Genomic DNA, 20,321 nt, shown 5'->3' with positions numbered 1-20,321 from the left:
CGGAAAAACCATAAAAGCATTTTTACATTTTATGCTTTTAAAAACACTTATGCAAATAGGCAAATACCTGCAGGCTTGCACATCTGAATACCTGCATACTTACATCCCTGCATACTTGCATGCTTACATTACTGTATACTTGAATGCCTGCATTTCCTCATGCTTGCTTACTTGCATCCCTGCATATTTGTATACTTGCATCCCTGCATTTCCACATGCTTGCTTACTTGCATCCCTGCATACTTGAGCCTTTTCTTGAAAGAAAATATTTTAAGATACAACTCAATTATTGCATCATATATCTCTCCGCAGTCTGCTGGCTTAAACAATAACACTGCCATATGAGAAGGATCCGATTTATTTAGATATATCTTTAAAATAAATTACTTTATAACCATTACAATAAAAAAAGGGCCTCAAGCCCTTTCCATTAAAACCATATCCAATAATATTTTCGCAGGAAAATAGCAAGTTGTGTTTTGAGATGCTTGAAATGAATTCAGCATCTCAAAACCACTTGCCCGTGCGGGACTGGAAAACGCCTCCAAAGTCGGCGTTTTATTAAAATTATAAATGGAAACAGGTTAATTGATAATGTCATTCTTATATGGATTGTTAGTCTTTTATTATATTTTCATCTTCCTTTCTAGAATCAGCAGGGAATAATATGCTGATTTCATTTAGCAGTTCAAATTCATCAATTGGAAATAACTGCAAGGCAATTCCCAGTATAAGCCCGACGTCAATTGACTGATTTTTTATCGTAATGGGAACTTCAGCTCCATCTTGATCCAGAGCCACAATACATAACTTTATAAGATTTCTAATAATTGAGGCAAGTTCCAAAAAATCAAACACTCTAATTTCTGCAGCATATAAACCGCTTTTGTCCCCTACAGGTTTTAAGGTTCTCAGACACATGTCTGTTAATCTCTTGATAGCTTCAATATCTTTAACTCCATCTGTTTCCATGATTATTTTTTATTTTCAGTTATTTGATTTTCAATAATTTCAATTTGACTTAACCTCTCGAGTTCTTTTTGTATCACTATATCGGCTTGTTTTTTAAATTTACCGCATCTCTCTTCCGTTATCTCACAATATAAATAATCGACATCGTTAGTCTTACTAAAACGTAACGTGTTGGGCTGTTGCTTAAGAAGTTTAAATATTGATTTGTCTTCCCGTGTTTGTCGGGAAAAAAAATCTGCAGTTATGGTAGTAAAGTATTCACAGAGATTAAATAAATACTCTAAAGCAAAATGATTAGGAGTGTAGCCTAAAAAGACACGGATCAAAGACAAACAGATTTGCTCCACTATTTGATGAAGAGCGGACATTTTTACTTCATCTGAACTAGAAGCATCATCATCATTATATACCCAGCCCCAGATTGTAGCAATATTATTCCTCCTCCATGCTATGTAATGCGATGTTGATTTTAAATTTCTTTTGGGAGTTTCGCTAATATTTAAATAAGGAGGCTTGTTAATATCTTGAAATAATAGCTCTGCGTTCTGCATGATCTGCCAAAAGAAAAACTGCTGGTCTTGGCAGAGGTCTTTTAGACTCTGCACGTGGTGTATAAGAACAGTAGTGGTCAAAGTACCCTGAGTCTTTGTTTTTATCTTATCAGTTATATCACTGACAGCATTATCTTTGGTCTCCTTTACAAAAACTAAGAGGTATAAATGACTATGTTCTTTTTGCAGTTCTTTATCAGGATAAATTTTCCTGCTCGAACTATAAGCTGTCGCATGCCTGCCAAAACAATAAATCGCAGATGTTTTAATGTGCTCAGTAATTACTTCCTTCAACTCTTTTTGCTGTGAAAATTCAATTGCATTCATAATTTTAAATTTTAGTTAATACTTATCTGAAAAATTGTATTTTTGTTCAAAACACACTGCAAGTAAACAATAGATTGTACCGTACCGAACTAAACGGAATTGTATCATACTAATTCAAACTTGTATTTTACCGATCTGAAAAAAATTAGAGAATTTTAAATATCTTTGAACAATGGAAACAGCAACAAAACCAAAACATATTGGTAGGAATATAAGCCGAATCAGAGAGCTTAGAGGTATGAAACAAGAAGCATTGGCTATTGCTATTGGTGTAAGTCAACAGTCAGTTTCTAACATTGAAGGAAGCGAAACAGTTGATGAAGAAAAATTAAAGGCAATTTCTGAAGTTCTTGGGGTTTCACCTGAAGCTATAAAAAATTATAGCGATGAAACTGTATTAAATGTTATCAATAATACTTTCACTAGTCATGATAGTTCAACAATTAATGCAATTAATATTCAGCCAAATTTTAATCCCCTGGATAAAGTAGTTGAGTTATACGAACGTTTAGTTCAGGCAGAAAAAGATAAGGTTGAGTATTTGGAAAAATTATTGAAGGCTAAATAAACCTTTTATAAAAGATATAATTAATTCCAAAAAGAGACCTCACAAGTCTCTTTTTTGTTTGTAGAATAGAAAGTAAATCAAGTTTTATTAGCGTAATATATTATTATTGTGCGTAAAATGAAAATCAAAAAATAAACCGATGGATAAAACTATTAAGCTAAGAGTTAAAAAAGAAATTGACAATAGCAGTGAGCTTAAAGTTTTGAAATTAAAAGGCTCTCTAATTTCAAAAGGATACACTGAAATTATTCATATTGCTGATGAAAATACAGAGTATTATCTTAATTCATTTTCCACTTCCCCTGAGAATAAAAAAGAGGTGGAACATTTTGTTTTAAACTATATTACAGACCATAATCTTGCCGATACTATTTCTTTACTTGAAGAAAACAAATAAATGATTTTTGATTGCAGTACTTTTTTCAAATCATGTGCAAAAACCTTCCTGAAAACAGTCAGTATTTTGTGGATTTCAAAAGTAATATTGTTTGAAAAAGTACGCTTCTTTTTCCTGTTATCTTCATATGATTTTGAGAAGCGTACACTTTCAAAAGATATTTAAAAATCATTTTTAAAGTTTTTTTTATGAGCTTAAAAATCTCCAACAAAAGGAGAAAATAAACTTAAGTATGGATACCTGCAACTGCGTGTATTGGGTGGTCAATATTGTTGGGATTTGCAATACGTTTTTGAAGCTTTGCGGCCATACATCGAAAATCAAATCAATAACTTCGTTTAACGAGCAATTCCTTCGACGATTTAGGAGCCGAACAGCAAATCAAACATTTCGGAAACGATTGCAATGTAGTGGTCAAAATTCTAATCAGTCGCTGCGAGCTGTTTGTCGAAAACAATTCAGTGAACTCACATTACCACAAATTTATCGCCATCCGAATTGAAAGACGCTAGGAAATCGGGATCGTTCATATTTAAGGCAGATGTTTAATTCGATTGCTTTGATAGAGAAACAAAAGATAAGAGATAAACAGGTTGTTGTAATTGTGTTTCGTATTCATATTGTCAGGTTAAACCTGACAATGTAACTATGATATATAAATTTTGCTAAATAAATGATTGTTGATATTATTATATTTTGTATCATTGTAGTCAGGTTAAACCTGATATGTTGACTATGAGGCATAAATATATATCTACACAATCTAATGAAATTCTTTCCTATTTTAATAGTAAGGACATACCGTGTTTTGATTCTAAGGCAGCACTACAAGCTTTGCCTGAATCAAAAGAAAGTGCGGTAAGGGAATTGCTTAGCGATATGACCAAAAGAGGGCTTTTAATGCGACTGAAAGAGGGCGTTTATTATATAATACCCTATGAAGAGAATGCGGAAACTTTTATGCCCGATTGGCACTTGATTGCGCAATATCTCGTAAAGGGTGCAAAGTATTACATTGGTTACTACTCTGCATTGCAAATCCACAACCTCATTACTCAGCCTTCGCTTAAAGAGCAAATTGTTGTTTCAAAACAAATGAGACCATCGGAAATTAAAATTAAAGACATCACATTTCAATTTATCTATCACAACGAAAATCACTTCTTCGGCGAAAAGAAAATATGGATTGATGACTTCAATAAAGTACAATGCTCCGATTTAGAAAAAACCTTAGTGGATTGTCTCTTTAAACCCGACTATGCGGGAGGCATTGTAGAAATTGCCAAGGCCATACATGAAACGAGAGATAAAATCAACTTTAAAAAACTCCTAGATTATACCAAAAAATTCAAATCCCAAGCAGTTGTAAAACGACTGGGATTTCTCTTGGAAATGCTTGAAATTGACAATGAAATTGTCCCAGAGCTGTTGAATATGAAAACAGCCTCTTACGTACAGCTAGATACGGAACTGCCAAAATCAGGCAAAATGATAAGTCGCTGGAGTATTCAACAAAATTTAGAAACAGAAACAATTAAGTCAGCCATTTACACATGATCAAACCGGGTGAAATACAAAAAAAAGCACGTGAAGTCCAGGTGCGTGACCAACAAATCGAAAAAGATTACATTCTTTCATGGATTCTTAACGGTGTATCTCAACACGAACAACTTTCAAAATTAATCGTTTTCAAAGGTGGAACCGTTCTCAAAAAGGTCTATTTCGTAGACTATCGTTTTTCGGAAGATTTAGATTTTACATTGTTAAACAATGACATCAGCAACGAACAAATTTTCGAATGGTTCAATGAAACTTTTGAGTACGTAAAAGACGAAGCAAACATTCCTTTAGAGATAATTGACAACAATGAACACGAGGACGGTGGAATCAATTTCTACATCAGTTATGTTGGACCACTTGGCGGATTCGGAAATAATAAAAAAGTGAAAGTTGATATATCCAGAAGCGAAAAGTTAGAATTTGACCCGATTGTAAAACAAGCCATTGTCGAATATACAGATTTAGAGGAACACCAGCTTTTATGCTATCCCTTGGAAGAATTGCTGGTGGAAAAACTGCGATGCGTGATGCAGCGAATGCAACCAAGAGATTATTATGATATTTGGTACCTGCTTGAAGTGCATGGCATGGATATTCATTATTTTATACCCGAATTTGTAAATAAATGCAAAAGCAAAGAATTAGATCCTGCTGAATTTCATGCAAAAATGGAGCAAAAACTGCCACAATATAAAGCAAGATGGCAAAAATCCATGAGTGATCAAATTAAAGATTTGCCCGATTTTGATCAGGTGCAAAGAGAGGTTCAAAGACAAATTAAAAATTGGAAAATTTAGGAATAAAAACGAACAATGAAAAACGATAAAATAAAACTTTCACAATTAGAAGGCTTTTTAATGAAGGCAGCCGATATTTTGAGAGGTAAAATGGATGCTTCAGAATACAAAGAATTTATATTTGGAATGCTTTTCCTAAAAAGAATGTCCGATGTTTTTGAACAAAAAAGAGAAGCGCTATTAAAAGGAGATTACAACCATATAAAAGACGAAGAACTAATACACGATTTATTTGAAGTAAATTATAAAAACACCTATGGAAATACCTTTTTTGTTCCTCAAAGAGCAAGATGGAACGAAGGCTTTATTGATGAAAACGGAAATCAACAACCGCCAATAAAATATTTAAAAAACAACATTGGTCAAATGCTTAACAAGGCATTAGATGCAATTGAGGATGCTAACTCTGAAACATTATCAGGAATATTTAAAGGGCGTATAAATTTCAACAAAGAAGTCGATGGTAAGGCAATTGTAAAAAACAATGACCTTATCAAGATGTTAGAACACTTCAATTCTTTTCCAGCATTGATAAATGAAAACTTTGAGTTTCCAGATTTATTAGGTGCAGCATACGAATACCTTTTAAAACACTTTGCCGATGAAGGTGGGAAAAAAGGAGGGCAATTTTATACGCCAAACCAAGTTGTTCGATTATTAGTTCAATTGATGAAACCCGAAGAAGGTATGTCGATTTATGATCCAACAGCAGGTTCGGGAGGTATGTTAATCCAAGCACACCAGTACATTGAAGAACAAGGACAAGATGCCAATAATTTAGAATTGTTTGGTCAGGAAATGGATCCAACGGTGGTTGCAATTTGTAAAATGAATATCATCTTACACAATATATCTAAATATACTATTGAATATGGTGATACGTTAGAAGAACCATTGAACGAAAAAGACGGTCAATTAATCCAGTTTGATAGAGTAATTGCAAATCCTCCATTTTCTCAAAATTATAAAGAAGCCGAGATGAAATATAAATCTCGTTTTCCTTATGGATTTGCTCCTGAAGATGGTAAAAAAGCGGATTTTATGTTTGTACAACACATGTTGGCAAGTTGTAAAAAAACAGGTAAAGTGGTGGTTGTTATGCCTCACGGTGTTTTATTTAGAGGAGGAAAAGAAAAGGAAATCAGAGAAGGAATGTTAAGAGATAATGTAATTGAGAGTATCATAAGTTTACCACCTCAATTGTTTTACGGGACTGGTATTCCTGCTTGTGTGATTATTTTAAACAAAAACAAACCTGATAGCTTAAAGGACAAAGTGTTTTTCATCAATGCAGACAAAGACTTTGCCGAAGGAAAAAAACAAAATTCCTTACGTCCAGAGGATATTGAAAAAATAGATTACGTATTTACAAATAAAGTTGAAGAACCTAAATATTCTAAGTTAGTTGATTTAAAAACGATTGAAGAAAACGAATTTACATTAAACATTAGAAGATACGTTGACAATACTCCTGAACCTGAACACGAAGATGTAAAAGCACATTTAGTAGGCGGCATTCCAATTACAGAAATCGAAGCAGTTCAAAACTCTATTTGTAAAAAGTTTAATTACAATGGTAGTGTTTTGTTCAAAAATAAAAACGAACAGTACAAAGACTTTGCAATAACTGATAAAGCAGCAATTAAAACCCAAATTGAAGACGATAAAAACGTTGTCAAAACATTAGTAGATTTAGGACTACATCTTGCGGATTGGTGGCAATTAGCAAAAGAAGATTTCTCTTCATTAGCTCCGGTTAATGAAACTGTTCAAGAAAATAGGGTTTCAGAACCAATGGCGGCATATATATCTTTAGGTGGTGACAAAATTCCAAAAGTTAGAAAAGAATTATTAGATACAATCAAAGAAAAGTTTGTTCCAGTTGGCGTATTGGATAAGTTTCAAGTCGCAGGTGTTTTTGTGAATTGGTGGGACAATATTAAGTACGACCTAAAAACTATAATGCAAAATGGTTGGGATGCAGGACTGATACCTGATGAATATCTTATTGCTGAATTTTTCACCAAAGAACAAACTGAAATTGAAAATCTTGAAATAAGCCAATCCGAAAAAGAAACTAATTTGGAGGAAGCTATTGAAGAAGCAATCAATCTCTTAGAATATGAAGTAGCCGAAGATGAAAAAGTAACCAATGCAAAAGTGAAAGAACAGCTTAAAAAGAATACTGATTATTTGGTTAAAGAAAAGAAAAAACTTAATGAGGCAAAACCTTTTCAAGAAATCAATAAAACAATATTGAAATTGGAAGCCCAAATCAAAGAAATAAAAGCGACTTTAAAGCTGAAACAGGCAGAATTGGAATTAAAACAAATTCTAAAACGTTACGGTTCTGAAGAAGAAAAAGAAGAAAGTGTTAAGCTGTTAAAAACAGTAAATATGGAATTGGATAAACTGAATAGTGCTACCAAAGAATTAATTGTTGATTTCAAATCCGATTTAAAAAACACAAACGATTTTGAACAAATAAAAAAATCCGTTACCACATTAGAAAAAGAGTTAAAAGCCGACAAAACAAGCGAAGCTGAGATACTCTTGAAATTATCAAAAGTAATTGAAGCTAAAAAACAAATAGCCGAAATAGCAAAGCAAATTACATCACTAATAAAAGACAAAGGCATTATTACCAATAAATTAAACAAACTTGATACATTATTGAATGAAATTGGAGGTATGATAACTATTGATGAAGCCAAAAAACTAATACTGAAAAAACATTTTGACATTATTAATAACCAATTACAACGATATTTGAATGCCGAAAAAAGAACCTTTATAGGTGCTTATGAAAACCTCTTTGATAAATATTTTGTTTCTGCCGAAAGAATTGAAAAAGACAGAAATAATACAATGAAGGAGCTAAACGATTTTCTAACCACTTTAAATTATTTGAATTAAGATGGAAGAAAATAATAATGTTCCCGATGGATGGATTAGTGAAGATTATGGCGATTTAATTTTAGAAAAAAGAAAGTCTAATTTAAAAGTTTCAGATGCAACCAATTATGGTCTATATCCATTTTTCACAAGTGGAGAAGCTATTCTATTACACGATGAAAAACAAATAGATGGTGAAAATATTTTTTTAGCAACAGGTGGTGTAGCAAATGTAAAATACCATCTAGGTGATGTTGCTTATTCAACAGATACATATGCAATAACAACAAAAGAGATAATCAATACAAAATTTTTGTTTTATTATTCTCAAAACATAATAAATTACATTAGTCTAAATTATTTTCAAGGTAGTGGATTAAAACATTTGCAGAAAAAAGACTTTAAAAAGCATAAACTTGAATTTCCAAAGTCAACAACTGAACAAAATAAAATTGCCGAAATCTTATCAAAAGTTGATAACGCAATTTTACAAACCGAAATGAACATTGTAAAATACAATCGAATTAAAACAGGTTTAATGCAAGATTTGTTGACTAAAGGTATTGATGAAAAAGGTAATATTAGAAGTGAACAAACACACGAATTTAAAGATAGTCCAATAGGCAGAATACCGAAAGATTGGGATGTTTTAAAACTATGGGAAATTGGTTCTAAAAAAAGCCCATATTTAAAAACTGGACCATTTGGTTCTTCATTGAAAACAGAACATTGGGTAGATGAAGGTATACCAGTTATTACTATTGGTTCTTTAGGTGATGACGATTTTATTCAAGAGAACTTGTTATTTATTTCAGAAAAAAAAGCCAATGAATTATTTGCATATAAATTAATTCAAGACGATATACTTTTTTCAAGAGTGGCAGAAATAGGTAGGTCATTAGTAATAAAACAAAAACAATCAGGTTGGATTATGTCTTCAAATTTTATGCGGTTAAGATTAGATCAGAACACTTATTTATCTGATTTTATTTATCTTATAATTAAATATAGTAATGCTTTTCAAAAGCAAATTACCGAAAATGTTAATGAAAGTGGAAGAAGTGTAACAAATTCTGGCATATTAAATTCTTTTATTTTTCCAAAGGTTGAAATTAATGAACAAAGAAAGATTTTAGAAAAAATTAATTTAATTAATGATTTCCTAAATAATTTAAAAATCGAATTGAACAAACTAAAATCCACCAAAAAAGGATTAATGCAAGACCTATTATCAGGTAAAAAAAGAGTAACGCATTTAATAAATTAAAACGCATCCAATGATAGTAACTAACGATAACAAGTACAGAGGTAATTTGGGTTCAAGTCTAAAACTAGACGAGTATTCACACGTAGAAAAACCTTTTTTGGAGCAACTAAAACATTTAGGTTGGACATCAGGCAACAACGAAGTGTTAGAATTAGCATTGCAACAAACTCCTCAACAAAGTTATCGTACTTCATTTTCAGAGGTAGTTTTACAACCCAAACTGCGTCAATCCTTAAAAACGATTAATCCTTTTTTAACCAAGCCACAAATAGACGATGTAGTTCGCAAAATAACTACGTTTGAAAAAAACAGCTTAATCGAAAGCAATCAAAAAGTATTAGATTTATTATTAGAAAACACAACCGTTTCAAAAAATGAAATAACAGGAGAGTTAAGTCCAACCGTTCGATACATTGATTTTGAAAATGTAGAAAACAATATTTTTACAGCAATATCACAATTCAAAGTAAACATTCCTGGCACAGACCATAATATTATTCCTGATATTGTTTTGTTTATAAATGGGTTGCCAATTGTAGTAGTTGAAGCAAAATCATCAAAAGTAAAAGAACCAATTCCCGAAGCCATTGACCAATTGTTGCGTTATTCAGAACAACGTGGCGATAGCGGAGAAGGAAACAAAGAATTGTTTTTCTACAATCAATTTATAATTACGACTTGTAGTTTAGAAGCAAAATTTGGAACAATTACAACCAACATTGAAAAGCATTTTTACCGTTGGACTGATCCATATCCTAAATCATTAAATGATTTAGTTCACGGAAAATCTTCACCAAACGACCAACAACGTTTAGTTGCAGGTATGCTTGATTTGAGAAACCTTTTAGACATAATTCAAGTATTCACCGTTTTTCAAATTGACGATAAAGGGAAGAAAATAAAAGTAGTTGGAAGATACCAACAATTCAGGTCAGTCAAATTAGCAACCAAACGTTTAATTGAGGGTAAAAATCCATTAGAAAGAGGTGGTATTATTTGGCATACACAAGGTTCAGGAAAATCATTAACAATGATGTTTATGGTACGTGAAATGCGTTTAAAACCTGAACTGCTTTCTTGGAAAATTGTTTTTGTTACAGATAGAACCCAGTTAGAAGAACAATTATCAGAAACAGGAGGAAGTATTGGTTTCAATATCAAAACGGCTAATTTCATCAATCCAAAAGCTACACCAAACGGACAAAGTTTAAAAGAATTATTAGCAACTGATAATTCTGATTTGATAATGGCAATGATTCATAAATTTCAAGAAAATGGCGATTTAAGTGGTTTGCAAATATTCCCAGAACTTAATCCAAGTACCAACATTTTAGTAATGACCGATGAGGCACACCGCTCTCAATATTCATTATTAGCTGCTAATTTAGACAAAGCATTACCCAATGCAACTTCAATAGGTTTTACAGGAACACCAACAGGAAAAACAGAAAAGAAATATAAAGATTATATTGATAAATACACAATGCGTCAGGCCATTGATGATGGTGTAACATTAGAGATTGTCTACGAAGGATTAACTCACAATGCCGAAATTCCTAATAAATCAGGAATGGATAAAAAATTTGAAGATATTTTTAGTGAATATACACTAACAGAGCGATTACAAATATTAGGGTTTGGTACTCGTGATGCTTATTTAGATGCAATTGATACGATTACAGCAAAAGCCGAAAATATGGTTAATCATTATGTTGAACATATCTTTTCAGGAGGTTTTAAAGCTCAAATCGTGGGTAATTCTCGTGAAGCTTGTGTCAGATATAAAGTGGCGATAGATAGTTCCTTAAAAACAAAAATTGCAGAATTGGAACAATCAAATCCAATGCTAGTAAATATAGAAGTTTTAAAACAATTGGAAACTGCTGTTGTAATATCAGGAAATCACAATGATGCTTTACATATAAAAGCTTTTACTAATGGTGAATACCATAAAAAAAGTATTAAACGTTTTAAATTACCATTTGGTAAAACAGACGAAGAAGATAAATCGTTAAACGGTAATGTGGGTATAATTATCGTAAACAATATGTTGCTTACAGGTTTTGATGCACCAATAGAACAAGTAATGTATTTAGATAGAGTAATTGTTGCTCATAATTTATTACAAACTATTGCAAGGGTAAACAGAATAGGACCAGAAGGAAAAGACAGAGGTTTTATTGTTGATTACGTTGGCGTAGGTCATCATTTAAAAAGAGCATTAGATACTTATGCTGAAAAAGAATTGCAAGAAATTATTGAATGTATTACTGATGATGAAACGGAATTAAACGAATTAATAAAAGCTCACGGAGATATTTGGGATTATCTAAAAGAACAGGGTTTGGATGATTTAACGGATATAGATGCTTTCTTTGATGTGTTTTATGATGAAGATATTCGTTTTGAATATATAAAGCTATACAATAAATTAACGACTTGTTTTAATAATGTATTACCAAGAAAAGAAGCATTAGACTTTTTTACAGATTGGAAATCATTTACAGAAATTAATGCTTTAGCAAATAAACATTTTAGAGACAATCGTTTCAGTATGAAAGGTATTCCTCCAAAGTTAAGAGGAATTGCCGATGAGTTTCTTAAATCAAAAGGAATTGAACAAACTATTGCACCAATTTCAATTATCGCAGATGATTTTCAAAAAAATGTAAATACTAAAACCAGAACCAAAACCAAAGCAGCTGAAGTAGAACACGCAATTCGTCATTACATCGATATTAATTTAGATGAAGACCCTGAATTATTTGCATCGTTCTCCGAAGCATTAGAAAAAATTTTGGAAAACTTTAAAGGTAATTGGAAAGCAATCTATGAAGAGTTAGAAAAACTTCGTGAGAAAATAAAGAACAGAGAAAAAGAGGAAACCTATGGTTTAGACCGTAAAAAACAAATGCCATTATTCCGTATTTTCAAAGCTGAGTTATTTGATAACAGAGCATTAAACGAAGACGAAATTGCACAGAATGTAAATCTAACACAACACATCTTTAATCTTGTAGTAACAGAAATAAAACTAACAGGGTTTTGGGATAGTGTTCCGGCACAAACAAAACTAAAAGCCGAATTACAAAAAATGTTATTATCTCCGGAGTTCAATAAATTACCAAATATTATTCAAAAACGAAGTGAACTAATTTCAAGAATAATGGAGCTTTCAAAAACAAATCATTTCAAAATGATAGCAGAATAAGATGCAATTAGAGTACGAAATAAAATTTAGCAAAAGAAAAACACTCAACATTACAGTTGAACGTGACAGGAAAATTATTGTCCGTGCTCCATTGAATTTATCAATTGAAAAGATTGAAGAAATCGTTCAATCAAAAAGACAATGGTTAAAAGAAAAAATCAATCACACTCAGAAATATCCAGTTGATACGAAGCCTAAAGAATTTATATCAGGCGAAACACTTTTGTATTTAGGTAGAAATTATCAATTATTAGTAGTTGATGAACCAATTGAAGGAATAGAGTTCAACCAACGCTTTAGAATTTCAAGAGAAAATCAAGAAGCAGCTAACAAATTATTTAAAGCTTGGTATATGAAACAAGCATTAAGTAAAATTGAACCATTAGCTAAAATGTATGCTAAAAATTTAGGTGTCAAATTTAATGAATTTAAAACATCACAAATGAAATACCGTTGGGGTTCTTGTACGCCAAACAACAATATCATTTTCAATTGGAGAATAATCAAAGCGCCAATGTATGTATTAGAATATCTAGTGGCTCACGAGTTAGTACATCTTATTGAAGAAAATCATACACCACGTTTCTGGAACATTCTATCAATTCAAGTTCCCAATTATCAAAAGGCCAAAAATTGGCTTAAAGTAAATGGGCATTTATTGGAAGTGGATTTTTGATTTATAAATAAATTTTATTTTAATATCTTTACGATATGAATTTAGAAAGTATCATAGCAATCTTAGCAAATTTAGTAGCCATTATAGTGGCAGCTAAAAATGACACACCTATATTTTCCCTTTTTAAAAAAAACTTTTTTGACACAAATTTGACCCATTACTTTTTTGTGGGTCACGAAAAACCTATAAACCACAAGGGGTTAAGCCAAAAAAGGGTTCGAACCTGTGACCTCCTTTCGTGAAATAACATAAAAATTGCTTTCAGTAAATGGCATTTATTGAAAGTGGTTTTTTGATTTTTTTCGTATTCTGTTCATAAAAAAAGAGGATAAACTTCCCTGTGTTAGCTAGTTTTTAATTTAAGCTGTTTTTTAAATAGCCATTTTAAAGCAAGAATATCATACTCAATTCTTTTTTTGGATAAATCTTTAATAATAGTGTAGGTTTGTAAATGGCATCGTTTCAACTTTTCTTTTTTACCGCAAAAACAATCATCATTTCGATTCATTTTCTGGGTGTTGAAAAAGGACAATAGGTTAATTACTTCTTCAGTACTTTCCATTGTAAATAGCTCTTTGTAGAACTGCAAGATTCCTTCAGCTCCATGTTCATAATCTCCGTTTGCCCATTCTTCTTCACTGTCAAAATACAACTGATTAGCCAAATAAGGAACAACATATCTTAAAAAAAAATCTTTAATTGCAATACCTTTTTGACTAATTAAATCTGATTCTTGTAAGGAACAAACACAACAACTTCCATCCTCATTAATATGACGATCAGCAATATGCTCAAACTTATTACTAGTTTCAAACAACAATGGAAATCCGTGCGGGTAATTCCTTGGAACAGCTACATTAATATCAAAACTGTTCACATAATTACCCGCAGCATCAAATATGTCGATTTCACCACTTATCGTTTTCTTTTTATCTTTCTCAAATAGTTTGAGTTTCGGAAACATATCCAAAACTTCATTGAGGTCTTTATCTAAAGTTAGCTTTTGCATAAGGTCTATTTTCACCCACAACTTCTTTTAATGAAGCTATACTTGGGATATTTGCTATTTGAGGCTTTATAGTGATTTCTCCTGTAACAGATGTTGCAATATGTTGCGAAGACTTAAGGTATTTAAGCCAATCAAACACATATTGTGTATAATAAAATGCATTGTCTTGGTCTGAAAAAATATACCTTTGGGCTTCAACCACAGTATAAAGCATTGGATCAAAATTAGCTTTATCTTTGACATATTGCCCAACAACAATTTCATTGCTTCCAGCAAATGCTTGCATTTTAGCAGCCAAACTGGTATGCAAACTATAGGTCGCTATTTCACTAGTGTTTTCTTTACCAGCCACACCCCACAATACCTTGTCATCGTCCCCAAAATCAACTCCAATTTTTGTAAATATTCTTTCAATACCATGTTGTTCAAAAACTCTTTTTAAATCATTTTTTACAAAATAACTGAATAAACTTAAGGCTGTAAGACAATGCTGCGTTGATTTAGTTTTATCAACGTTTTTTCCACCAAAATACACAAACAAACCATCACCTTGGATTCTTTGGATAAATCCGCCAAAAAGTTGACAGACATTTATGGCTGCTAATTGAATAGTATTAGTGATAATCATATTGGTTTCTTCATCGTACTTTTTAAAAAGATTTGTTGACCCTTTAATATCAATAAATGCAGAAATGATATAATGTCTCTCAGTATTTGTTGTCCCTTTTAAATGACTGAAATGCGGATGATGACCAATGAGTTGATTAGTATGAGGAACAACTCCCATTTTATTTGCTATTGCAGCTAAATCAGTCGAAAGCGATAACTGCGATCGGTTAGCTATATAGTCACTCATAGTGTATTTTTGGCTAGCTACTGGTCCTGCAAGCCCTGAAAATGTAATTGATTCATTTAAGTTCTTATGGATTTCGTTCCTGTTAAGAGCTTTTTCAATAATGTTCTGGTATTCTGAAAATGTATTCATAATTATATAAATTTGGTTATTAATGTTATTAAGTAGATAAGCAGAAAGACAAATTCGGCAATGATGATTCTTCCTGCATAAAAAAGTTTTTGATATTTTAATTTTAATCCTCCCGCTAGACTATAAGCTTGGCAAGTCAGATCTAATAAGAATTTTTTATCCGAAAAGGCATTGATTTTATCTGCATATTCTTCAAAGGTGAAGTTGGCTACATCTTGAAAAAAAACAACCGAGGAACTTTTGTGCGAGGCACTTTTAAGATAAGGAGTGATGGCGATTAACGTTATCGTTATGCTTACAACAGCTAATAAGGCAATAATACCTAAGACGATAAGCGAAAAGAGTGTAACATCTTCAGGTTTGGTAGCAGCAGTAATTGTAATAATCCCACCTAGTATAGCAGTATTCAGTGCAAGATAAAGATTGCTTTTTGTTTGGGTACTTTCAATATACGTATCGAAACGACCAATAATAAATTTTGTTTGTTCTAATTTTTCTTTCATTTTTCTTTAAAAATATTTTTTGTTATGTTAAACGTTAAGCCACAAATCCTATATTTGAGAAGTATATGAGTAAAGCCTCACTCATATACCAAAACCGTTACTAACGCTTTTAGGTATATAGATGAAAACCGAGTTAAATGACAAGATAGATTTTGATAAAATTTGCAGTTCGGAATTACTGGATTATATTTCCTTTAAGTCCGAATATCCAGAGGAAGCTGAACGTGCCTTTATTGAATTTTGTCGTCGATTTGAGAAAAATGTGATTCAAAAAGCTGAAATATATTCTTCAAAATTTGGGTATAGTGAAGTGGTAGCTTTAGAAATTGCACACTGTGCTTTTGCTCGAGTTTGGAAATACCCCAGTTTTACTTTAAAAAAAGCAAAAAGTAAAGATGTCAATAAGGCAATATTATTATGGTTATACCCTATAATGTACACACAACTGGTAAAATATGGAGAACAAAACACTTGCGCAGACCCAACAGTAGAGGAAGATTTATCAATCATTACTGATTTAGATGAACTAATAAATAAAACTTCAGATAGTGATGATAAAGAACACAAAAAAAAGCTGAAAATTAAATTGGAAATTCTCAATAGTGCTTTTATTGGCCTAAGTGAAAAACAAAAAATCATTTACCTAACTTATAAAGCATACGAATTACCGGGTAAAAATATTCCAAGGAGTATTAGTAAAAAATTGCAGGACACACTTGAACTAACTCAAGGCACAATAAGATTATATAAAAGAGATGCAAATCTTCATGTTGAAAATTATATAACGCAAAGAAATGGCAGATAATAAAAAACATATTTTCGATTTAGAAACTTTAGATCATTATCTAAGTTCAACTGGATTTATATGTCCTAGAAATGAGCGACAACTAGATTTATTTGAAAAACTCTATGAAGATTTTGATTTTAAATTAAAAGACTCTAGAATTGATGTTACTGCAATTATAAGCAATCAATTAACCAAAAAATCAGTTATCCGACTTTTACAAGATGATAATACAAATGAAATCAATGAATTAAAGATGGCTGCAAGAAAAGGAAGTCAAGGTTTATCTCAAGATATTATTGATAAAATGTATGGCAAGCATCGAAAAAAATCAGATGATAAAGAATAGCTCACTTTTGGGCATTAAACATCTAGCTGAATCAATAGCTTTAGAATTTTCTAATATAATAACCCCTTTAGATCTTATTCTTGCCGAAGAAGAAATTGATTTGTTTTATGATTCATATGGGGATAGCTTTGATGGTATGACAATTTATGATGATTCTCAATTTTTCATACACGTAAATACCTTCAAAGGAAACAGACCAAACACGCCCAGATCACGCTTTACTATTGCACATGAACTTGGTCATTATTTCATAGACAATCATAGAATTGGACTAAAAAAGGGGCTTTTATCTCCGCACCCATCCAAGAATAATGAAAATATACACTTTAAAATAGAAAGAGAAGCGGACTATTTTGCTTCTTGTTTATTAATGCCAGAACAAAGATTTAAAAAACATATTCATCGAAAAAAGTTCGAATTTTCAATTATCAAATCTTTATCAGAACACTTTCAGACTAGTATCACTGCTACTGCAATACGTTTTGCAGATATTGGCAACCATCCGCTTATGATTGTTTTTGGAGAAAATGGAAAAATAAAATGGAGATGGAGCAGCGAAGATTTTCCGTTTAAATATTTATTATATAGTGATAAAATTCCTGAAAATTCCGTAATGGGTGAATATTTTACAAATGGGAGGCTACCAAATGAAACAGAAGAGGTTTGGCCAATTGATTGGTTTAATTTTGTAAAAGAGGATGATGAGCACAGAAAATTTAAGGAACATTGCATTCCTCATAAACATTTGGCATTAAGTATTATCTGGGAAGTGTAATACATATTGCAAATATATTAAGGACACTTAAGCCTTTAATATATCGCTACCTTATATTTAAGGACACTGTCATTTGTTACTTAAACTTTAATATCTATAAAAATTGTTGTCCTTTTTTTTAATCTGAATGAGATCTTCTTTGTCGGATTCATATAATAGTATGTCATCTTTTTTTATCATTGGATCAAACCAATCTGTTTTGTCTTTTGCCCATTTTAACCAATCTTGCAATTCAATTGTGAGTTGATTGTTTAATGACGCTTTAGTTTCTAACTCATTCAAGTATTCTCTAACTATTTTGGATTTGTTGTGATATATTGCATTATTAAATAATTCTTTTGTTCTTTGGAGTTCAACCTCTCTCTTCTTCTGGAATTCCTTTTTTATTTTTTCCTCCTCTTCCATTTTAATATGGTGTAACCTGCATTCTTCTCTCCATACTAATTCTTCCTTTGCTTCTAATTCAATCTTCGCAACAATTTTAGCTAACTGATTTTCTAATTTTACAGCACCATCACTCCATTCTTTAGCCTTATAACTTTCCCCGATTTTTATAATTAAAATACCTGTTGGAATGTAAGTAGACGATCCATAAGGTTTTTCGGAAGGGATCCTTTTATTCTTTTCTCTTATTTCAAAATGAAATTCAACATCATTTACTACGATACACGGTCCTCTTTTATTTATATCTCTTCTAAATGAATGACCTCTGTATTTTAGTAATTTTATAAACGCATCCATTATTCTTATAGCTCTACTATAATTATCCTGGACTACAAAAATGGAAACAGTATCAATTTTTTCATCCCTATAATAATGATCATTCTTACTTTTATCGTGAAATCTTATCGTATTTTGAATTAAAATGTCTGGATTACTTAATGTTTCAGGAACAATTAAAGGGGATTTAGCATCACTTAAGATTTCTTTCGTTCTTATAGTAAGTGGAGATTGATCAATGTTAACGAGATTCCCAACTTCTCGTATAGTTAATATAATTTTATCTTCTCCATCAAAAAGTGGGTTAAATTTTGGCTTTTCAATTTCTTTGTTGAACTTCAATTTCATCCAATACCCATTATCAGGCATCGGGATTTCGAATTGCTTGCAGAGCTTTTTTAAACCTTCATTTGAAAAAGCATATTGTAATGTCAGCTTACTAAGTGATGTTGACCAAACCAAATCATATAATTCTTTCCTTGAAAATTCTTTTGTTTTCATAAACTTCCTTTTGTAATAATTATCAATTAAATTTATAAAAAGCCTTTTAGATATAGAGTGGAAAGTCTAGAAAAAATCTAACAAATTTATTAATGATTTTTATTTAAATAAGTTTTTGTAAATTATGGTTTTCTGTAATGCGATGATACTTTTATTAATGTTATTTGTATATATAATATAGGCTTTTCAAAAAGTCTAGCTAAAAAATAATTTTAATATAAAAACGTATTATGGAAAAAATTCAAGCAATTAAACCAGGTCCAAAACCTAAAACACCTGACGGAACACCAGATGAAAGAAGAAGAGTGACACCACCAAATCAGCCAAAACATCCTATCTTAAAGCCTCATATACATAAGCCAAAAGATTGAGAGTGTTTATCTAAGTGTGATTCGAAGCGCAAGACAACCTATTTTATATTATCAAAAAATGTCAAAATAGGTATCAAGTGTTCGATTGTAGTCCCTAAAAGCCCACAAAAACTCCTTAAGAAATTGAGGAGTTTTTTTATGTCTTATACTTTATGAAATATATAGTTTATATCCTTTTTAGTGAAATTAAAAATAGATATTATATTGGTTTTACTTCTAATTTAGAAGAGCGGCTTATTCGCCACAATCAAAAAAGCAAAGGTTTCACCGGTAACGTAAATGATTGGAAAGTTGTATATATCGAAAAGTATGAAATAAAAGAACAAGCTCAACAAAGAGAATTACAAATTAAATCTTGGAAAAGTAGAATTAAAATTCAGGAATTAATTTCAAAACAGCATTAGCTCAACTGGTTCATAGCATTCCGATTTTATCGGAAGTGGTCGGGGGGTCGAACCCCTCATCGCCCACAAAAACTCCTTAAGAAATTAAGGAGTTTTTTTATGTCTTATACTTTATGGAATATATAGTTTATATCCTTTTTAGTGAAATTAAAAATAGATATTATATTGGTTTTACTTCTAATTTAGAAGATCGGGTTATTCGCCACAATCAAAAAAACAAAGGTTTCACCGGTAACGTAAATGATTGGAAAGTTGTTTATATCGAAAAGTATGAAATAAAAGAACAAGCTCAACAAAGAGAATTACAAATTAAATCTTGGAAAAGTAGAATTAAAATTCAGGAATTAATTTCAAAACAGGATTAGCTCAACTGGTTCATAGCATTCCGATTTTATCGGAAGTGGTCGGGGGTTCGAACCCCTCATCGCCCACAAAAACTCCTTAAGAAATTGAGGAGTTTTTTTATGTCTCATACTTTATGAAATATATAGTTTATATCCTTTTTAGTGAAATTAAAAATAGATATTATATTGGTTTTACTTCTAATTTAGAAGAGCGGCTTATTCGCCACAATCAAAAAAGCAAAGGTTTCACCGGTAACGTAAATGATTGGAAAGTTGTTTATATCGAAAAGTATGAAATAAAAGAACAAGCTCAACAAAGAGAATTACAAATTAAATCTTGGAAAAGTAGAATTAA

21 protein-coding genes and 1 tRNA gene are annotated in these 20,321 nt (G+C 31.4%); 16 read left to right on the top strand and 6 right to left on the bottom strand.

The window, feature by feature from the left end:
- Positions 1-615: 615 nt before the first annotated feature.
- Together ACFX5E_RS10245 and ACFX5E_RS10240 are read right to left on the bottom strand one after the other, a co-directional pair.
- Positions 616-972: a hypothetical protein gene (locus ACFX5E_RS10245; RefSeq protein WP_379855098.1), complete on the bottom strand. Its 357-nt coding sequence runs from the start codon at positions 970-972 to the stop codon at positions 616-618.
- A gap of 2 nt (positions 973-974) precedes the next feature.
- Complete coding sequence (locus ACFX5E_RS10240) at positions 975-1,850, bottom strand: hypothetical protein (RefSeq protein ID WP_379855097.1); 876 nt, start codon at positions 1,848-1,850, stop codon at positions 975-977.
- A 172-nt stretch (positions 1,851-2,022) separates the two neighbouring features.
- On the opposite strand from ACFX5E_RS10240, the gene ACFX5E_RS10235 reads away from it, so the two are divergent.
- The 8 genes from ACFX5E_RS10235 (at position 2,023) to ACFX5E_RS10200 (ending at position 13,221) form a co-directional block, all read left to right on the top strand.
- Entirely contained in the window at positions 2,023-2,418 is a 396-nt protein-coding gene (locus tag ACFX5E_RS10235) for a helix-turn-helix domain-containing protein (protein WP_099713501.1), read from the top strand.
- Positions 2,419-2,557: 139 nt separating this feature from the next.
- Complete coding sequence (locus tag ACFX5E_RS10230; protein ID WP_099713502.1) at positions 2,558-2,815, top strand: hypothetical protein; 258 nt, start codon at positions 2,558-2,560, stop codon at positions 2,813-2,815.
- 735 nt (positions 2,816-3,550) lie between these two features.
- Positions 3,551-4,372: a type IV toxin-antitoxin system AbiEi family antitoxin domain-containing protein gene (locus ACFX5E_RS10225; protein ID WP_315210750.1), complete on the top strand. Its 822-nt coding sequence runs from the start codon at positions 3,551-3,553 to the stop codon at positions 4,370-4,372.
- Entirely contained in the window at positions 4,369-5,172 is an 804-nt protein-coding gene (locus ACFX5E_RS10220; protein WP_379855096.1) for a nucleotidyl transferase AbiEii/AbiGii toxin family protein, read from the top strand. The genes ACFX5E_RS10225 and ACFX5E_RS10220 overlap by 4 nt, the downstream gene beginning before the upstream one ends.
- Before the next feature lie 15 nt (positions 5,173-5,187).
- Positions 5,188-8,088 (top strand): type I restriction-modification system subunit M, encoded by a 2,901-nt coding sequence (locus tag ACFX5E_RS10215; RefSeq protein ID WP_379855095.1) that lies wholly within the window; start codon positions 5,188-5,190, stop codon positions 8,086-8,088.
- Position 8,089: 1 nt separating this feature from the next.
- Entirely contained in the window at positions 8,090-9,334 is a 1,245-nt protein-coding gene (locus ACFX5E_RS10210) for a restriction endonuclease subunit S (protein WP_379855094.1), read from the top strand.
- A 10-nt stretch (positions 9,335-9,344) separates the two neighbouring features.
- Positions 9,345-12,545: a type I restriction endonuclease subunit R gene (locus ACFX5E_RS10205; protein ID WP_379855093.1), complete on the top strand. Its 3,201-nt coding sequence runs from the start codon at positions 9,345-9,347 to the stop codon at positions 12,543-12,545.
- A gap of 1 nt (position 12,546) precedes the next feature.
- On the top strand, positions 12,547-13,221 hold the full coding sequence (locus ACFX5E_RS10200; RefSeq protein WP_379855092.1) for a M48 family metallopeptidase: 675 nt from the start codon (positions 12,547-12,549) through the stop codon (positions 13,219-13,221).
- A gap of 343 nt (positions 13,222-13,564) precedes the next feature.
- On the opposite strand, the gene ACFX5E_RS10195 is transcribed toward ACFX5E_RS10200, so the two are convergent.
- The 3 genes from ACFX5E_RS10195 to ACFX5E_RS10185 are packed head-to-tail and all read right to left on the bottom strand — an operon-like array spanning position 13,565 to position 15,718.
- A complete protein-coding gene (locus tag ACFX5E_RS10195; protein ID WP_379855091.1) occupies positions 13,565-14,230 on the bottom strand; it encodes a hypothetical protein in 666 nt (221 codons plus the stop codon).
- The gene (locus ACFX5E_RS10190) at positions 14,208-15,215 is read right to left on the bottom strand and encodes an adenylate/guanylate cyclase domain-containing protein (protein WP_379855090.1); all 1,008 of its coding nucleotides are present in this window, start codon (positions 15,213-15,215) and stop codon (positions 14,208-14,210) included. Before ACFX5E_RS10190 ends, ACFX5E_RS10195 begins: the two co-directional genes overlap by 23 nt.
- 2 nt (positions 15,216-15,217) lie before the next feature.
- A complete protein-coding gene (locus ACFX5E_RS10185) occupies positions 15,218-15,718 on the bottom strand; it encodes a Pycsar system effector family protein (RefSeq protein WP_379855089.1) in 501 nt (166 codons plus the stop codon).
- 121 nt (positions 15,719-15,839) lie between these two features.
- Between ACFX5E_RS10185 and ACFX5E_RS10180 the strand changes: the two genes are divergently transcribed.
- From ACFX5E_RS10180 to ACFX5E_RS10170, 3 genes are read left to right on the top strand one after another with little or no spacing between them, the layout of a single operon-like run.
- Positions 15,840-16,523: an RNA polymerase subunit sigma gene (locus ACFX5E_RS10180; RefSeq protein WP_379855088.1), complete on the top strand. Its 684-nt coding sequence runs from the start codon at positions 15,840-15,842 to the stop codon at positions 16,521-16,523.
- Positions 16,513-16,851, top strand: coding sequence for a hypothetical protein (locus ACFX5E_RS10175; RefSeq protein WP_379855087.1), 339 nt, complete (start codon positions 16,513-16,515; stop codon positions 16,849-16,851). Before ACFX5E_RS10180 ends, ACFX5E_RS10175 begins: the two co-directional genes overlap by 11 nt.
- The gene (locus tag ACFX5E_RS10170) at positions 16,838-17,626 is read left to right on the top strand and encodes an ImmA/IrrE family metallo-endopeptidase (protein WP_379855086.1); all 789 of its coding nucleotides are present in this window, start codon (positions 16,838-16,840) and stop codon (positions 17,624-17,626) included. The genes ACFX5E_RS10175 and ACFX5E_RS10170 overlap by 14 nt, the downstream gene beginning before the upstream one ends.
- Positions 17,627-17,713: 87 nt before the next feature.
- Here the strand turns inward: ACFX5E_RS10170 and ACFX5E_RS10165 are convergent, their stop codons facing one another.
- Positions 17,714-18,847 carry a hypothetical protein gene (locus ACFX5E_RS10165; RefSeq protein WP_379855085.1) on the bottom strand — a complete coding sequence of 378 codons (1,134 nt, stop codon included), beginning with the start codon at positions 18,845-18,847 and terminating at the stop codon, positions 17,714-17,716.
- Between the two features lie 230 nt (positions 18,848-19,077).
- On the opposite strand from ACFX5E_RS10165, the gene ACFX5E_RS10160 reads away from it, so the two are divergent.
- The 5 genes from ACFX5E_RS10160 to ACFX5E_RS10140 form a co-directional block, all read left to right on the top strand.
- Positions 19,078-19,218 (top strand): hypothetical protein, encoded by a 141-nt coding sequence (locus tag ACFX5E_RS10160; protein WP_194640663.1) that lies wholly within the window; start codon positions 19,078-19,080, stop codon positions 19,216-19,218.
- 152 nt (positions 19,219-19,370) lie between these two features.
- On the top strand, positions 19,371-19,622 hold the full coding sequence (locus tag ACFX5E_RS10155) for a GIY-YIG nuclease family protein (RefSeq protein ID WP_379855084.1): 252 nt from the start codon (positions 19,371-19,373) through the stop codon (positions 19,620-19,622).
- 113 nt (positions 19,623-19,735) lie between these two features.
- Positions 19,736-19,987 carry a GIY-YIG nuclease family protein gene (locus ACFX5E_RS10150; RefSeq protein WP_379855083.1) on the top strand — a complete coding sequence of 84 codons (252 nt, stop codon included), beginning with the start codon at positions 19,736-19,738 and terminating at the stop codon, positions 19,985-19,987.
- Positions 19,982-20,053: transfer RNA gene (locus ACFX5E_RS10145), tRNA-Lys, on the top strand. The genes ACFX5E_RS10150 and ACFX5E_RS10145 overlap by 6 nt, the downstream gene beginning before the upstream one ends.
- A gap of 47 nt (positions 20,054-20,100) precedes the next feature.
- On the top strand, positions 20,101-20,321 hold a 221-nt coding region (locus ACFX5E_RS10140), incomplete at its 3' end, for a GIY-YIG nuclease family protein (protein WP_379855082.1).

The organism is Flavobacterium xylosi (assembly GCF_042787345.1).
Classification (GTDB): domain Bacteria; phylum Bacteroidota; class Bacteroidia; order Flavobacteriales; family Flavobacteriaceae; genus Flavobacterium; species Flavobacterium xylosi.
Note: the sequence above shows the minus strand (reverse complement) of the source record. Positions and strands in the feature narration are given on the sequence as shown.

Excerpts from the sequence above, each read along its gene's own strand:
- ACFX5E_RS10165 (WP_379855085.1), bottom strand. The coding sequence starts at position 18,847 with ATGAAAACAAAAGAATTTTCAAGGAAAGAATTATATGATTTGGTTTGG.
- ACFX5E_RS10245 (WP_379855098.1), bottom strand. The coding sequence starts at position 972 with ATGGAAACAGATGGAGTTAAAGATATTGAAGCTATCAAGAGATTAACA.
- ACFX5E_RS10200 (WP_379855092.1), top strand. The coding sequence starts at position 12,547 with ATGCAATTAGAGTACGAAATAAAATTTAGCAAAAGAAAAACACTCAAC.
- ACFX5E_RS10195 (WP_379855091.1), bottom strand. The coding sequence starts at position 14,230 with ATGCAAAAGCTAACTTTAGATAAAGACCTCAATGAAGTTTTGGATATG.
- ACFX5E_RS10215 (WP_379855095.1), top strand. The coding sequence starts at position 5,188 with ATGAAAAACGATAAAATAAAACTTTCACAATTAGAAGGCTTTTTAATG.
- ACFX5E_RS10240 (WP_379855097.1), bottom strand. The coding sequence starts at position 1,850 with ATGAATGCAATTGAATTTTCACAGCAAAAAGAGTTGAAGGAAGTAATT.
- ACFX5E_RS10175 (WP_379855087.1), top strand. The coding sequence starts at position 16,513 with ATGGCAGATAATAAAAAACATATTTTCGATTTAGAAACTTTAGATCAT.
- ACFX5E_RS10160 (WP_194640663.1), top strand. The coding sequence starts at position 19,078 with ATGGAAAAAATTCAAGCAATTAAACCAGGTCCAAAACCTAAAACACCT.
- ACFX5E_RS10205 (WP_379855093.1), top strand. The coding sequence starts at position 9,345 with ATGATAGTAACTAACGATAACAAGTACAGAGGTAATTTGGGTTCAAGT.
- ACFX5E_RS10150 (WP_379855083.1), top strand. The coding sequence starts at position 19,736 with ATGGAATATATAGTTTATATCCTTTTTAGTGAAATTAAAAATAGATAT.
- ACFX5E_RS10210 (WP_379855094.1), top strand. The coding sequence starts at position 8,090 with ATGGAAGAAAATAATAATGTTCCCGATGGATGGATTAGTGAAGATTAT.
- ACFX5E_RS10230 (WP_099713502.1), top strand. The coding sequence starts at position 2,558 with ATGGATAAAACTATTAAGCTAAGAGTTAAAAAAGAAATTGACAATAGC.
- ACFX5E_RS10190 (WP_379855090.1), bottom strand. The coding sequence starts at position 15,215 with ATGAATACATTTTCAGAATACCAGAACATTATTGAAAAAGCTCTTAAC.
- ACFX5E_RS10225 (WP_315210750.1), top strand. The coding sequence starts at position 3,551 with ATGAGGCATAAATATATATCTACACAATCTAATGAAATTCTTTCCTAT.
- ACFX5E_RS10235 (WP_099713501.1), top strand. The coding sequence starts at position 2,023 with ATGGAAACAGCAACAAAACCAAAACATATTGGTAGGAATATAAGCCGA.
- ACFX5E_RS10185 (WP_379855089.1), bottom strand. The coding sequence starts at position 15,718 with ATGAAAGAAAAATTAGAACAAACAAAATTTATTATTGGTCGTTTCGAT.
- ACFX5E_RS10180 (WP_379855088.1), top strand. The coding sequence starts at position 15,840 with ATGAAAACCGAGTTAAATGACAAGATAGATTTTGATAAAATTTGCAGT.
- ACFX5E_RS10155 (WP_379855084.1), top strand. The coding sequence starts at position 19,371 with ATGAAATATATAGTTTATATCCTTTTTAGTGAAATTAAAAATAGATAT.
- ACFX5E_RS10220 (WP_379855096.1), top strand. The coding sequence starts at position 4,369 with ATGATCAAACCGGGTGAAATACAAAAAAAAGCACGTGAAGTCCAGGTG.
- ACFX5E_RS10170 (WP_379855086.1), top strand. The coding sequence starts at position 16,838 with ATGATAAAGAATAGCTCACTTTTGGGCATTAAACATCTAGCTGAATCA.